A 14,418-nucleotide genomic window follows, 5' to 3' on the forward strand; every position below is an offset into this window, starting at 1 on the left:
CAAGTAATTTCAATATATTTTATGGTAGATTGTTGTATTATTATTCCTTGTTTTAATGAAGCAAATAGACTTGATATTGAAACTTTTAAAACGTTTCAAAAGCAAAATAATGCAATCAATTTACTTTTTGCTAACGATGGCAGTACAGATAACACTTTTGCTGTTTTAAATAGTTTAAATGAAAAATTACCCAATGTTTCCATTTTAAATTTTGAGAAAAATTCTGGTAAAGCAGAAACTATTAGAAAAGCAGTTTTACAAACCAATAAAAAGTACAACTATATTGGCTATCTTGATGCCGATTTATCTACCTCTTTATCTGAGATTTCTAGACTTCTTAACATCGCCAAAACTAAAAATAAAACTTTCGTTTTAGGCTCTAGAGTAAAGGTTTTAGGTGCTTCTATTAAACGAAAGTTTTATAGACACTTTTTTGGGAGAATGGTTGCCACATTTATAGACTCGCTAATATTAAAATTAGATATTTACGATACACAATGTGGAGCAAAAATTATACAAAGCGATTTAGCGCTCTCCATTTTTAAAGAACCTTTTAAAACAAAATGGCTGTTTGATGTAGAATTATTGGCTCGAACAAAAAAACTACACGGAAAAGCGTATTGCAAATCTAATATTATAGAAGTTCCACTTAATCAATGGCATGATACTAAAGACACCAGGATATCTTTTATAGATTTCTTAAAAACACCTTTTGCATTGCTTAAACTTTATAGTAATTATGCTAAATAAATTACAAGTATTTATTAATAAACACGCATTAATTATCTTATTAATTTACGCGCTAATAGCACGTATTTTTATTGCTCTGCTTTATAATAATATAACCATTTTTCCAGATAGCCAAGACTATATTGTTTTGGGCAACTTACTTTCACTGTTTAATATTGAAAACTATGCAGGAAATAGAACTCCCGGCTATTCGTTATTAATAGCTATAGCTAATAACAGCTTATTAGTTACCGTATTTTTTCAATTGTGTTTAGGAGTATTAAGCACTTATTTTTTATTCGATTTTTCTTTAAGAAAAACTAAGAATAAATCAACAGCTTTTTGGATTACATTTATAACCACTTCGTTTTTACATTTTCTGTTTTATGAATTTGCAATTTTAACCGAAACGTTAACCGTTTTTTTAGTCATTTTCAGTTTTTGGATTATTGAATACTATCAATTATTTATGGCTGAAACCTCTAAAAAATATTACCTCTTGCTTTCTATTATTTTAAGCTGGTTATACCTTACAAAACCATTGTTTATTTACTTTAGTTTAGGTTTTGCTTTATTTTATTTAGTTAAACATTTTAGAAGTAATTTAAAACATACCATTTTAAAAAGTATGTTAGTTATTTTTATTCCTTTTCTTACTTATTTTTCATGGAACAATTTTAATAAAAAGAATATTGGATATTTTACAAACACTTACTATTTTGGAATAAATCTAGCTCAAACTGCAACTTCTTTTTTTGATAAAGCTCCAGATGAAGATGCGTTGATTCGCGATATTTTCACCAGAAAAAGAGATTCTATAGCAGTTTTCGCTCCAAAAAAACTACCAATGAGTGTTTGGTTCGCATACGATGAGCTTATTGAAAAAACAGAGCTTTCACCTCAAGATTTATCGGCAGAACTTGGCAGGATTTCTAAGACCTTATTTAAAGAACATCCAGATTTATATGCCAAACAAGTTTTTAAATCTTTCTATTTATTTTTTGGGAATGCAGATAGTATGAAATGGAATTACAAAAAATTTGCTAATAGCAAAGCTAAAATTTTATTTGGTCTATTTTGGTCTCAAATTCAAAAACATATTTTAATACTATTTAATATTTTGTTTATTATTTTCTCTTTAAAAACACTGTTTTTGTTTTTTAAAACAAAATGTAAAGTTTTTAATTTCAATCTATTTATAGTTTGTATTGTATTCTCTGGTGCATTAGCACAAGCTTTAGTTGCTTTTGGATCGAATAGTAGGTTTGCATTTCCATTTTTACCGTTAATTGTTTACTTTGTTGTTATTAATTTTTTAGATTTGAAGTCTAAATACTTTACAGAAAAATAACTACAAATATATGTCTCAAACTGTTCTAGAATTTAAAGATGCTTCTATTTTTCAAGGCGAAAGCTTAGTTTTATCTAATGTTAATGTGGAAATTAACAAAGGTGATTTTGTCTATTTAATAGGAAAGACTGGTTCTGGAAAAAGTAGTTTTATGAAAACCTTATATGCAGATATCCCTTTAAAAAAAGGCGATGGAAGTATTGTAGACTTTAATTTAAAAACTTTAAAGGAAAAAGATATTCCTTTTTTAAGACGAAAATTAGGTGTTGTTTTTCAAGATTTTAAACTCTTAACAGATAGAACTGTAAATGCTAACTTAGAATTTGTTTTAAAAGCCACAGGATGGAAAGACAAAAATAGTATGGCAACAAGAATAGAAGAGGTTTTAAGTAAAGTTGGCATGAAAACTACTGGCTTTAAATTCCCTCATGAACTTTCTGGTGGAGAGCAACAACGTATTGCTATTGCACGCGCACTACTTAATAACCCTGAGCTTATTCTTGCTGATGAACCTACAGGTAACTTAGATCCGCAAACTAGTGTTGAAGTTATGGAAGTTTTACAGGATATTAATAAAAATGGAAACACTATATTAATGGCAACGCATGACTATGCTTTACTATTAAAATATCCAAGTAAGACTTTAAAATGTGATGAAAACCAAGTTTTTGAGGTTGTACAACGCAAATCCTAATTACTTATTTTTATAAACGTGTGGATTTTTTCGGACTCCTTTTTTAAAAATTTTTCTTACAAGCATTCTTAAATTAGCATCACAATCTAATATTAGATTTGTAACTGTTTGGTTAGGCCTACCACGAAATTTAGTAACATGAAACTTATCGGTTTCACGTAAAGCATTATTACTAAAATAGTAATTAGAAATACAGCAACGGTTATTATCTACCTTAACTTTATTTACAGAATGCCATGAACTAGAATGTGTAGCCATGACAATTAACCTATTAAATTTACTTTCTAATTCAATAGCATCGTTTTTAGGTCCGTTAGGCCAAAGCTCTAAATGTCCTCCATTTTTTTGTTCCCAATTAGGTGTTACATAATATAACAAGTTTAAAACTCTCCAACGTGCTCGGTTTGCATCGTGAGAATTATCTAAATGAGGATTTAAAAAATTATCTTTAGCCATTAAAGATAAACCTCCTGCATACAATGATTCATCTGCATACAGCACAGGAATACTACAAATATCACCAATAAGCTTTACTATTCTTTCATCTTGAAAAGCATAAATTACATGCTCTAAAAGCGGATGATGTTTATCCATTTGGGCAGACACATGTTTGTACTCGCGTAAAGACTTAAGCATTTTCATTTGTTCAGGTTTAGGAAAAACCTTTGCACACTCCAAAGCTAAATCTTCTGGTAAAACATTGTCTATATAAAAATAGCCAATTGCCTCTTTGCTTTTATTAAACTGATCTATTAAAGATTGCTTATTGGCAAAAATATGATTGTAAATAACATCTGAAATGGCCTGCTTATCCAAAAGAAAAATATAAAAAATTAAACTATCGCAATTTACCAATTTATTAAGAATTTAGGTGTTAAAAATTTAAAAGACAATTTCTTATTTCTTCCTATTAAAAAGCAGTATTTTTAAAGCTAAAAAAAAACATGCTCTCAGTATTAATTCCAACATATAACTATGATGTTTCAAAACTAATTGTAACAATACATTTGCAGTTAAGTAATTGCAATGTCCCTTTTGAAATTTTGGTTTTAGAAGATGGCAGCACACAACACATTAATTCTACAAATAATTTAAGCAACACTACTGTTTTAATAAATAAAACAAATAATGGACGAGTAAAAGCACGTCAAGAATTAGCTCTAAAAGCAAATTACGAATGGCTTTTATTTTTAGACGCGGATGTTTTACCTAAATCTAAATCTTTTATATCTAATTATATAGACGCTATAAAACTAAAGCATGATGCGTATTTTGGTGGTTTTGCATATTATAAGGCTAAACCCAAAAAACAATATCTTTTACGCTGGAAATACGGAACTACAAAAGAAGAAGTTATTGCAGCCAAAAGAAACTTATCTCCATATAAAGTAATAATTTCTGCAAATTATTTAATAAGAAAAAAAGTATTTAATACTGTTAACCTTAAAATTGAAGATAACAAAGGCTATGGCTTCGATAATTATTTTGGTGCATTACTTCAAAATATCAATGTTAATATTTACCACATAGATAATGAAGTATACCATCTTGGCATAGAAGAAAGTAGTCTTTATTTAAAAAAGAAAGAACAAGCAGCATTAACCTTACTTCATTTTTACAAAACTGAAGGTTTTAATAACCACAGTAATGATTTGCTGCGTTTGTTTTCAAAAATTAAAACATTAAAATTGGTTTGGCTTTTTAGTTTATTTTATAAATTATTTAAAACTAAAATGAAAAAAAACTTATTAGGTAAAGCACCATCAATTTCTTTATTACAAGCTTATAGAATTACCTTTATGTGTTATGCTTACAAACACATTATTACTGCTTAGATTTTAAAAATTCGGTATATTCTCTTATATAATCTGCCTCACTATAAGTTTCTGATGCAACTACTAAACAGACTGCTCCAGACGAAAAATTATCGAGTTCTCGCCAAATACCATCTACAATTAGCAATCCTTTATCTGGTTTATTTAATGTAATTGTTTTCTGGTTTTTACCATCTTTAACCACCACATCAAAGCTACCACTTAAAGCCACTAATAGCTCATGACAATTTATATGAGAATGTCCACCTCTACTCGCATCACTTGGCACATCAAACAGATAATAAATACGCTCTGCCTTGTATGGCAAAACTTCATTTTCAATAACACATAAATTACCTCTTCTTTTTGCATCTATTATTTTAGGTATATCTATTATTGTAACATTATCTATTGTTGTTTTTTTCATATAATTATCTTGTTTCTTGACCCGATTTAACTAATTTTTTATATGCTGAAATACCTTGCAATCCAACCTTTAACTTTTTAAAAAACATTTTATTATTAATAAGTCTTTCTCTTTTAATAAGTAAAAGATAATGTACAACTTTTAAATAAGCTTTAAAACCGTGATATTTATAAAAAAGAGCACTTCTAGCAAACACTAGTCTATCGCTACCAGAATCTCTTCCCGAACTATTAATTTTATGAGATAATATATAAGTAGATTCAAACCACAATTTTAAACCCGCTTTTAAACAATCTCTTAAAAAAACATACTCTTCTCCTGTTTTAAACATAGAACCTAAACCAAAAAAAGGATTAAAGGTTATATTTCTATATTTTATATTATTTAATTTAAAAGCTATAACAACAGAATTAACTTGCTTTATAGAAGATTCGTTATGCCACTTGCTTATAGTATATTTTTTAAAATCTTTACCAATAAGATCTTTCATTTTAAATGTAATAACATCGCTATTATTGTTAACAATAAAACTATTGAGTATTATTTTATCAAAATTTACATTATAAATAACATCATCATCTGCTATTAAACAAATATCACCAATCGCATTTTTTAAAGCTAAGTTTCTGCTATTTGAAAGACCTTTTTTAAAGGAATTGATTACACGAATATTTTTAAAATTTGACGTTAATAAACAATCTTTAGTAGTTTGATTTATAATGAGTAAATTATATTCCTGATAATTTTTATTAGGAAAAAGATGCGCCAAAAAATCTAAAGAATTTCTGTTCATGGTAGACAACAGAATTTCTAACTTTAAATTAGTTTTGGTAGCATTACTCATTAATATATCTTTGAAAACAAATGTATAAAATATAAATGAAGATTCTATTAGTTGGAGAGTATAGTAGACTACACAGTTCTTTAAAAGAAGGCTTAGTAGAACTTGGGCACAATGTAACAATTGTAAGCTCTGGCGATGGTATGAAAAAATTTAAGACAGACATTAATTATAATTCTAAAATTAAAGCTTCGTTTATTTTAAACAAATTGAATAATCTATGTATTAGATATTTAAAAACCGATTTTATTAAAATTGAAAATGCTTATAGATTTAAAAAATTGCTTCCAAAATTTAAGAATTTTGATGTTGTACAATTAATAAATGAAGACGCTTTATTTGTTGAACCTTATACACAAATTAAAATATTAAAAAAACTAATTTCTCAAAACAAAAAACTTTTTGTTTTATGTTGTGGAGACGATTACACTGTTGTAAATTACTATTTAAAGGAAGAGCTAAAATACTCTGTCTTAACTCCGTATTTAAACGACAAATCGTTAAAACACAGGTTTGTATTTTCACTTAAATACACTACAAAACCTTTTAAAAAGCTTCATGAATTTTTAAAAGAAAATAGCTTAGGAACTATTGCATCAGATATAGATTACCATATTCCAATGCAAAATGAAAACAACTATATAGGATTGATAGCAAACCCAATTAACACTAAAAAGATTGCATTCAACAAACTGAATATAGATGGTAAAATCAATATTTTTTTAGGAATTAATACACATTCAAGAATAAAAAAAGGGATTTCTTTTTTCGAAAAAGCTTTAGAAATTATACAAAATAAATATCCTGAAAAAGTATCTATTAAAATTACGGAAAACCTGCCATATAACGAGTACATAAAAATTTATAATGAAACTCATATTTTACTAGATCAAGTCTATGGTTATGACCAAGGTTACAATGCCTTAGAAGCTATGGCTAAAGGAAAGGTGGTTTTTACTGGTGCAGAACAAGAATGGTTAGATTATTACAATTTAAAAGAAAATACCGTTACAATAAATGCTTTACCAAATGTAGATTATTTAGTAGAAAAACTAGAATGGCTAATTTTGAATCCGAATAAAATTCTTGAAATTTCTAAAGAAGCAAGAAGGTTTATTGAACGTGAGCACAATTATATTTCGTGTGCAAAATTGTACCTCGAAAAATGGAATAAATAATATTAAAGTGTTTTAATAATTTTTGCAGGATTCCCACCAACTACTACATTAGAAGGAAAAGACTTTGTAACTACAGAACTTGCTGCTACAACAGAATTTTCTCCAATAGTTACACCTTTAAAAATTGAAACATTATTACCTATAAATACGTTTTTAGAAATTAAAACACTTTCTTTTTTTTGGGTATTATTATTTCGATTGGATGGTTCTAAATCATGAAAATCACTATCAATTATTGAACAATTGTAGCCAATTAAAACATTATCTTCTATGGTTATACTTTTTTCTGAAACAACGCTAAATGAATTATTAATATTTATATTATTTCCAAATGATATTACTGCATCATTACTTCTAGCTTCAATATAAGCATAAGTATTATAAAATAATGGAGAATTAATAACTCCTATATTTACTTTATTACCAAACTTCACATGTCCTTTCCCTCTAATAACTACCGGTTGGTACGCTTTAAAATTTCCATCAACATTATTATTGCTAGATTTTACAGCACAGACTGCTCTAAATATAAAAAAGTAAATTTTTGATGCTAATTTATTAATCATCGTTTTCTTCGTTTTTAGGCAATACTCCAAAAAGAGAACTACTAAAAATTAATAATACTATTCCGTAGTGCAAGACAAAAGTAGCAAAATGTGCAATAGTGGCACCAACAACTCCAAATGCATCAATAAAATAAATACTTGTTAAGTATAAAACAGCAACAGAAAAAGCTTCAACTATAATATAATGCCAAAACATTTTTTTGGCTAAAAATTGGTAAGTAATTATCATAGATAATACTTTAATAAAATCTCCTAATAATTGCCATAAAAACAACTCTTCAACTGGCTGAAATTCATTTGTAAATAATATTTGAATAATAAAATTTCTTAATAAATAAATAACTGCCAAAATTAAAGCAAAGATTGGTACAATAGTTTTATAAAAATTAAACACTTCTTTTCTAAAACCTTTTATGGTGTTTATCTCAGAAAATCTTGGTAAGATATATAAAGCTAATAGAGAACTTATAAACATTAAATAGTATTTAGAAATACGGTTCATAGCTTCCCACATTCCTGCTTTTTGCAGTCCTAATTCATCGGTTATATATCCTCGAATTTTTACTGCTATAAATGGTAACAATATAGCCGAGAAAAGTGCCATTACAGAATAAGCACTTAATTTTTTCACATATCCAAAATTAAAATTTGAGGCCTTTATTAATGGTGCAAAATTTTGCCTATTCAATATACCTACTAACGTTATTAAAAATAGCATAGACTCAGCAATTACTACTGCTATTAGAGCACCATCTATTTGATTTTGCCAGATTAAAATTATAGTAATAGCAGCTCCTAATATTTGCCCAAAAATATTAAAGAGGATAAGGTATTTAAATTTTGAAAAGCCATTAAGTATAGAAAAAGCCATCATATTTAATGCGTAGAAAGGTAATACAATAGCAAATATTCTTATTACATAACCATAGTCGTTATATTCTTTAAAAAGGTAGGTATTAATTTCTTCTGAGTAATAATAGCTAAATATACTAACAAGACCGGTAGCTATAAAGCCAAGATATAATGTGGTAGAGAGTATTTTACTAAGCTCCAATTTATTAGTTTTAAATTGAGCTACATATTTAACAACACCATTATACATCCCTAAAATAGAAAATGTACGTGCAGCGCTAGCAAAATCTCTTAAGTTACCAATGAGTGCTAATCCTTCTGCACCAACAAAAATAGCTATAAATTTAGAGGTTAAAAATCCAGAAATAATTTTTATAAATACAGAGACAGAATTTAGAGAAGCAACCTTAACTAATACATTATTATCTATATATTTTAAAATAAATTTCAATTAATATGTATTAATAGCGGTTATTACTTTTAAAACTTGCTCCTGAGATAAAACAGGATTTATAGGTAAACTTACACAGTTTTTATGAATAAATTCGGTAACAGGTAATTGCAATTTAGAAAACACTTGTAATGCTTTTTGTTTATGAGGTGGTTTTGGATAATGTATGGATGTTTGAATGCCTTTATCCAATAAAAACTCCATAAACTTACTTCTATTTTCTACTAAAATAACAAATAAATGAAAGTTATGATTTTTTGAACCATTATAAAACGGAAGCTTAATTTTTTCATTTTTTATTAGAGATAAATATTGTTTAGCTATCTCTCGCCTCCTTTCGTTATCTACGTTTAAATAATCTAATTTTATATTTAGAAATCGTGCTTGTATCTCGTCAATTCTATTGTTAACTCCAAGTCTTACATTTTGATATTTTAAAGCCGAACCATAGTTTCTTAGCTCTAAAATCACTTCTGCAAGTTCGCTATCATTGGTTGTTATAGCACCAGCTTCACCAAGTGCTCCTAAATTTTTACTTGGGTAAAAACTAAATGCAGCTGCATGACTTAAGTTACCTGCTCTTTTCCCAAATTCATTTTCAGCTCCATGAGCTTGAGCAGCATCTTCTATTAATAATAATTTATTGTTTTGTGCTAATTTTAAAATAGCTTCGCTATCTGCTAATTGGCCATATAAATGTACTGTTAATATTGCTTTAGTTTTATTTGTAATATGGTTTTTTATTGTAGAAGCTTCCCAATTAAAAGTATCTAGATTTGGTTCTATAAAAATAGGTTTTAAGCCAACTTCTAAAATTGATATTATAGAAGCAATATAAGTATTGGCTGGCACTAAAACTTCATCTCCAATTTTAAGTTTACCTAATTGCAAATAGGCCTTAAAAATTAATATTAAAGCATCTAAGCCATTACTAACACCTATGCAGTGCTTTGTTTTGCAATAGTTTGCGAAATTGTTTTCGAAAACAGTTGTACCATCTCCCAACACATAATATCCTGAGTCTACAAACTGTTGAAATTCTTTTTTTAATTGAACATCAAAGCGTGCATTTATTTTATGTAAATCTAGAAACTTAATCATTTTATAATATTTTCTAAATTAATTTCTGAATTAGTTTTAATATTATAAGTACGCTGTGGTATTAAATAGGCTCCAAAACTTTCTTTCCAATATGCTAAACCTTTATCTATTTTATAAGAATTATCTGTTGATGAACTGCCAAAGCTAATAAACTTATAATGTGAATATTTTTTTATTATCGCATTAAATAAAAAATCTAATGCACCGGTTTCATTTCTATCCTCCTTTCCAGAACTATATTGAAAATGCACAACATTATCTGTAATAAACAATACTACTCCTGCTTGAATACCATTAGTATTTGCTGCAGCATAAAACTTAATTTCATTTGGGAATAGAGATTTTAACAAGTTTATCTCTTTAAAACTATGAATTGGTTTTACTCCAAATTTTACTTTCAAATTTTTAGTTAAAATATGCTCCCAAAAAACATCTAGCCCAGTTTGTAAAAGCTTCATATTACTTTCAGCTTTTTTTATACCTCTTAATCTATTTCGATTTGGTTTATAGTGTGCCAAATCATCTAAAACATAATAACTATTATTTACAATTACTTTGTAGTTTAATTCATGTAATAAATACTCAAACTCTTCTGTTAAATGTTTATTGTAAATAAAAGGTAATTGTTTTATAGAAACCTCTATAATTCCTTCGGTTTTTAACGAGTTTAAAAGCGCCTTAAATACTTTTAAATACTCAAGTGTCCTAATTTCTTTTAAAACAACTAATCCGCCATAACTTAAGCCTTGATGGGAAAATAATTTATTCTCAATTCTATTTGCTGGTAATACTGCTATTAATTTTTCATTTTTAAAAACCATAAGCGAAAAATCTTGAAATCTATCGCTATGGTATTCCATAAACTCACGCTTAAATAAAAAGGTACTATTCTTTGCTTTGGAGATAAAGTTGTTCCAAATATTTAGATGTTTTGCTGAGTATTTATGAACAGTATAAATAGTAAAAATTGTTGGTTAGGGTATTGCAAAATACAATTTTTTTAATTTTTCGAACAAAAAGAGCAAGTAAATAGTGGCTTTTAAAATTATGCTAAAATTGGATTATGCTTTTACTTCCGGTTTTTTGATAAAGGAGTAGTAAAAATTAACACAAAAAATAGCAAAATTAGCTATTATTATTGGCAGACCTATTCTTAATGTTGGCATTAAAAAACCATAAATAATAAATAAAATACAACCTGTCATGTTTACCATGCGTAATTTTTTTACATCTTTCATCGTAAAAGAAAGTAACACCATAAATGAGGCTAAGTAGCCTATGTATTCTGTACCAGTAATTCCAAATAATTCCATAATCTTCAAATATTTTATTCCGCTTAATTTAAGCTTTAACGGACTATTTTAATTTAAGTGTATTAGCGATATTTATATTAGTAAAAATCATAATTAATCTCATAAAAAAGAGAAATACAACAAGGTATTTCTCTTTAAACTATTTATTATAATTTCTTTTTAAAATTATATAATTTTATTTCTTTTACGCTCGTTTTCTGTTAAGTATATTTTACGTATTCTTAAGTGATTAGGCGTTACCTCAACATATTCATCTTTTTGGATATATTCTAAAGCTTCCTCTAAAGAGAATTTAATTGCAGGAACAATTTTAGCTTTATCATCTGCACCAGAAGAACGTACGTTAGATAATTTTTTAGTTTTTGTAATATTTACTGTCATGTCATCACCACGAGAATTTTCTCCAATAACCTGACCTTCGTAAATATCTTCACCTGGATCTACAAAAAACTTTCCTCTATCTTGTAATTTATCTATAGAGTAAGGAATAGCTGTACCTTTCTCCATAGATACTAATGATCCATTTTGACGTTCTGGAATACCACCTTTTAATGGTTGGTACTCTTTAAAACGGTGTGCCATAATAGCCTCACCAGCAGTAGCAGTTAATAACTGGTTACGTAAACCAATAATACCACGAGATGGCACTATAAATTCACAAACCATACGTTCACCTTTAGCTTCCATGCTTAACATTTCTCCTTTACGCATAGTAACCATTTCAATAGCTTTACCAGAAACATTCTCAGGTAAATCTATAGTCATTTCCTCAACTGGTTCACATTTAACACCATCAATTTCTTTAATAATTACTTGAGGTTGTCCAATTTGAAGCTCGTAACCTTCACGACGCATAGTTTCTATTAAAACCGATAAGTGTAATACACCACGACCAAAAACCATAAATTTATCTGCACTATCTGTATCTTGTACTCTAAGTGCTAAGTTTTTTTCTAATTCTTTAGCTAAACGGTCTTTAATGTGACGAGATGTTACAAATTTTCCGTCTTTACCAAAAAACGGAGAATCGTTAATTGTAAATAACATACTCATAGTAGGCTCATCAATAGCAATTGTTTTAAGTCCTTCTGGATTTTCAAAATCGGCAACAGTATCACCAATTTCAAAACCTTCTAAACCAACAATTGCACAAATATCACCAGTTTGTACTTCTTCAACTTTTAAACGACCAAGACCTTCAAAAGTATGAAGCTCTTTAATTTTATTTTTAACAATAGAACCATCTCTTTTAACTAAAGAAATATTTTGTCCTACTTTTAACTCACCTCTAGTTAAACGTCCAATTGCAATACGACCTGTAAAGCTAGAGAAGTCTAAAGATGTAATTAACATTTGTGTAGTTCCTTCTTCAATTTTAGGCTCAGGAATATGCTCAATTACCATATCTAATAATGGCTCGATGTTTTCAGTTTCTTTTTTCCAGTCATCACTCATCCAGTTATTTTTTGCACTACCGTAAACTGTAGGAAAATCTAACTGCCACTCTTCTGCACCTAACTCAAACATTAAGTCAAAAACTTTTTCATGCACTTCTTCTGGAGTACAGTTTTCTTTATCAACTTTGTTTACAACCACACAAGGCTTTAAACCTAAGTCAATAGCTTTTTGTAATACAAAACGCGTTTGAGGCATTGGGCCTTCAAAAGCATCTACTAATAATAAAACACCATCAGCCATGTTTAAAACACGCTCTACTTCACCTCCAAAATCGGCGTGACCAGGTGTATCTATAATATTAATTTTAGTATCCTTGTATACAACCGAAACGTTTTTAGACGTAATGGTAATACCACGCTCACGCTCTAAATCATTATTATCAAGAATTAAATCTCCAGTGTTTTCATTTTCACGAAACAGTTGGCAGTGGTACATAATTTTATCTACCAAAGTTGTTTTACCGTGATCTACGTGCGCAATAATTGCGATATTTTTAATTTTAGCCATAGTATTAGTGCCTTATTTTAAGCGTGCAAAGGTACTTAATTTTTATTGATTTATATACTTTTATTTTTTTTTAAGCATTTCCTGTTGTAGCCTATTAAAATTAGTACTAAAATTTATGTAAAAGACTAAGCTACAAAAGGTCACGTTATTTTATCTATTCTTTTATGCGCATTAGTGTGGGTGTAAAAATATCATTACAATTATAAAGTAATTATCACTTAATATTAAATAAAAAAGGAAAGGGAATCACTAATGTAGGCTTGCTTAAAATCGGTTTTTTAGTATTATCTTTGCTGACTTAATTAAGAACTTAGCTTATGCAATTGCAAGACATCCCAAAAATAAAACATACAGAGTCAAATAACTTCTTTTTATTATGTGGACCATGTGCCATAGAAGGAGAAGAAATGGCATTTAAAATTGCCGAACGTGTTGTAGAAATAACCAACAAACTACAAATACCATACGTATTTAAAGGAAGCTTTAAAAAAGCAAACCGTAGTAGAATAGATAGTTTTACAGGAATTGGAAACGAAAGAGCATTAGAAATATTAGCTAAAGTTTCAGAAAAATTCGACGTACCTACAGTTACAGATATACACGAAACTAGTGACGCCGCATTAGCTGCACAATATGTAGATGTATTACAAATTCCAGCATTTTTAGTACGCCAAACAGATTTAGTTGTAGCTGCTGCAAAAACAGGAAAAGTGGTAAACCTAAAAAAAGGACAATTTATGAGTCCAGAAGCTATGAAACATGCTGTACAAAAGGTAAAAGATTCTGGTAGCGATAAAGCTTGGATTACAGATCGTGGTACTATGTTTGGCTACCAAGACATGATTGTAGATTTTCGTGGTATTCCAACCATGAGACAATATGCTCCAACAGTACTAGATGTAACACACTCATTACAACAGCCAAACCAAAGTGTTGGTGTTACTGGTGGTAGACCAGATATGATAGAAACTATTGCTCGTGCAGGTGTTGTAAATAATGTAGATGGCTTATTTATAGAAACACATTTTGATCCTGCTAACGCAAAAAGTGATGGTGCAAACATGCTTCATTTAGATAACTTAGAAACATTATTAACTAATTTAACTGCAATACGCAAAGTTGTAAATTCACTTTAA

At 28.4% G+C, this 14,418-nt stretch carries 15 protein-coding genes; 6 read left to right on the plus strand and 9 right to left on the minus strand.

The genetic code is table 11. The annotated features are described in order from the left end of the window. The first annotated feature begins 21 nt into the window (after positions 1 to 21). From CLV86_RS02965 to CLV86_RS02975, 3 genes are read left to right on the plus strand one after another with little or no spacing between them, the layout of a single operon-like run. Complete coding sequence (locus tag CLV86_RS02965; RefSeq protein ID WP_121049488.1) at positions 22 to 750, plus strand: glycosyltransferase; 729 nt, start codon at positions 22 to 24, stop codon at positions 748 to 750. Continuing rightward, on the plus strand, positions 740 to 2,080 hold the full coding sequence (locus tag CLV86_RS02970) for a glycosyltransferase family protein (protein ID WP_121049491.1): 1,341 nt from the start codon (positions 740 to 742) through the stop codon (positions 2,078 to 2,080). The genes CLV86_RS02965 and CLV86_RS02970 overlap by 11 nt, the downstream gene beginning before the upstream one ends. A 10-nt stretch (positions 2,081 to 2,090) precedes the next feature. Then, positions 2,091 to 2,774 carry a cell division ATP-binding protein FtsE gene (locus CLV86_RS02975; RefSeq protein WP_076733830.1) on the plus strand — a complete coding sequence of 228 codons (684 nt, stop codon included), beginning with the start codon at positions 2,091 to 2,093 and terminating at the stop codon, positions 2,772 to 2,774. Here the strand turns inward: CLV86_RS02975 and CLV86_RS02980 are convergent, their stop codons facing one another. Continuing rightward, entirely contained in the window at positions 2,775 to 3,590 is an 816-nt protein-coding gene (locus tag CLV86_RS02980) for a 2OG-Fe(II) oxygenase (RefSeq protein WP_121050228.1), read from the minus strand. A gap of 128 nt (positions 3,591 to 3,718) precedes the next feature. On the opposite strand from CLV86_RS02980, the gene CLV86_RS02985 reads away from it, so the two are divergent. Then, positions 3,719 to 4,609: a glycosyltransferase family 2 protein gene (locus CLV86_RS02985; RefSeq protein ID WP_121049494.1), complete on the plus strand. Its 891-nt coding sequence runs from the start codon at positions 3,719 to 3,721 to the stop codon at positions 4,607 to 4,609. On the opposite strand, the gene CLV86_RS02990 is transcribed toward CLV86_RS02985, so the two are convergent. Further along, positions 4,599 to 5,015: a sugar 3,4-ketoisomerase gene (locus CLV86_RS02990; RefSeq protein ID WP_076733832.1), complete on the minus strand. Its 417-nt coding sequence runs from the start codon at positions 5,013 to 5,015 to the stop codon at positions 4,599 to 4,601. The two genes, CLV86_RS02985 and CLV86_RS02990, sit on opposite strands and share 11 nt — an antisense overlap. Positions 5,016 to 5,019: 4 nt before the next feature. Then, complete coding sequence (locus tag CLV86_RS02995; RefSeq protein WP_121049498.1) at positions 5,020 to 5,859, minus strand: glycosyltransferase family 2 protein; 840 nt, start codon at positions 5,857 to 5,859, stop codon at positions 5,020 to 5,022. Between the two features lie 35 nt (positions 5,860 to 5,894). On the opposite strand from CLV86_RS02995, the gene CLV86_RS03000 reads away from it, so the two are divergent. After that, the gene (locus tag CLV86_RS03000; RefSeq protein WP_121049501.1) at positions 5,895 to 7,034 is read left to right on the plus strand and encodes a glycosyltransferase; all 1,140 of its coding nucleotides are present in this window, start codon (positions 5,895 to 5,897) and stop codon (positions 7,032 to 7,034) included. A 2-nt stretch (positions 7,035 to 7,036) separates the two neighbouring features. Here the strand turns inward: CLV86_RS03000 and CLV86_RS14400 are convergent, their stop codons facing one another. From CLV86_RS14400 to typA, 6 genes are all read right to left on the minus strand, one after another. Then, positions 7,037 to 7,600 carry an acyltransferase gene (locus CLV86_RS14400; protein ID WP_121049504.1) on the minus strand — a complete coding sequence of 188 codons (564 nt, stop codon included), beginning with the start codon at positions 7,598 to 7,600 and terminating at the stop codon, positions 7,037 to 7,039. After that, positions 7,593 to 8,903, minus strand: a complete 1,311-nt coding sequence (locus CLV86_RS03010) for an O-antigen translocase (RefSeq protein ID WP_121049507.1) — start codon at positions 8,901 to 8,903, stop codon at positions 7,593 to 7,595. The genes CLV86_RS14400 and CLV86_RS03010 overlap by 8 nt, the downstream gene beginning before the upstream one ends. Continuing rightward, positions 8,904 to 10,004 (minus strand): DegT/DnrJ/EryC1/StrS family aminotransferase, encoded by a 1,101-nt coding sequence (locus CLV86_RS03015; RefSeq protein WP_121049510.1) that lies wholly within the window; start codon positions 10,002 to 10,004, stop codon positions 8,904 to 8,906. Then, complete coding sequence (locus CLV86_RS03020) at positions 10,001 to 10,864, minus strand: GNAT family N-acetyltransferase (RefSeq protein ID WP_121049513.1); 864 nt, start codon at positions 10,862 to 10,864, stop codon at positions 10,001 to 10,003. Before CLV86_RS03020 ends, CLV86_RS03015 begins: the two co-directional genes overlap by 4 nt. A 201-nt stretch (positions 10,865 to 11,065) precedes the next feature. Beyond that, a complete protein-coding gene (locus CLV86_RS03025; protein ID WP_076733839.1) occupies positions 11,066 to 11,317 on the minus strand; it encodes a uroporphyrinogen decarboxylase in 252 nt (83 codons plus the stop codon). 165 nt (positions 11,318 to 11,482) lie between these two features. Then, positions 11,483 to 13,282 (minus strand): translational GTPase TypA, encoded by a 1,800-nt coding sequence (gene typA, locus CLV86_RS03030; RefSeq protein WP_076733840.1) that lies wholly within the window; start codon positions 13,280 to 13,282, stop codon positions 11,483 to 11,485. A gap of 317 nt (positions 13,283 to 13,599) precedes the next feature. Here typA and kdsA point away from each other — a divergent pair, with 317 nt between their 5' ends. Next, complete coding sequence (kdsA, locus tag CLV86_RS03035; protein WP_121049516.1) at positions 13,600 to 14,418, plus strand: 3-deoxy-8-phosphooctulonate synthase; 819 nt, start codon at positions 13,600 to 13,602, stop codon at positions 14,416 to 14,418.

Origin of the sequence: Lacinutrix venerupis, from assembly GCF_003663945.1 — a bacterium.
GTDB lineage: Bacteria > Bacteroidota > Bacteroidia > Flavobacteriales > Flavobacteriaceae > Lacinutrix > Lacinutrix venerupis.

Coding starts and splice junctions, on each gene's coding strand:
- CLV86_RS02965 (WP_121049488.1), top strand. CDS start 22: ATGGTAGATTGTTGTATTATTATTCCTTGTTTTAATGAAGCAAATAGA.
- CLV86_RS02970 (WP_121049491.1), top strand. CDS start 740: ATGCTAAATAAATTACAAGTATTTATTAATAAACACGCATTAATTATC.
- CLV86_RS02975 (WP_076733830.1), top strand. CDS start 2,091: ATGTCTCAAACTGTTCTAGAATTTAAAGATGCTTCTATTTTTCAAGGC.
- CLV86_RS02985 (WP_121049494.1), top strand. CDS start 3,719: ATGCTCTCAGTATTAATTCCAACATATAACTATGATGTTTCAAAACTA.
- CLV86_RS02990 (WP_076733832.1), bottom strand. CDS start 5,015: ATGAAAAAAACAACAATAGATAATGTTACAATAATAGATATACCTAAA.
- CLV86_RS02995 (WP_121049498.1), bottom strand. CDS start 5,859: ATGAGTAATGCTACCAAAACTAATTTAAAGTTAGAAATTCTGTTGTCT.
- CLV86_RS03000 (WP_121049501.1), top strand. CDS start 5,895: ATGAAGATTCTATTAGTTGGAGAGTATAGTAGACTACACAGTTCTTTA.
- CLV86_RS14400 (WP_121049504.1), bottom strand. CDS start 7,600: ATGATTAATAAATTAGCATCAAAAATTTACTTTTTTATATTTAGAGCA.
- CLV86_RS03015 (WP_121049510.1), bottom strand. CDS start 10,004: ATGATTAAGTTTCTAGATTTACATAAAATAAATGCACGCTTTGATGTT.
- CLV86_RS03020 (WP_121049513.1), bottom strand. CDS start 10,864: ATGGAATACCATAGCGATAGATTTCAAGATTTTTCGCTTATGGTTTTT.
- CLV86_RS03025 (WP_076733839.1), bottom strand. CDS start 11,317: ATGGAATTATTTGGAATTACTGGTACAGAATACATAGGCTACTTAGCC.
- typA (WP_076733840.1), bottom strand. CDS start 13,282: ATGGCTAAAATTAAAAATATCGCAATTATTGCGCACGTAGATCACGGT.
- kdsA (WP_121049516.1), top strand. CDS start 13,600: ATGCAATTGCAAGACATCCCAAAAATAAAACATACAGAGTCAAATAAC.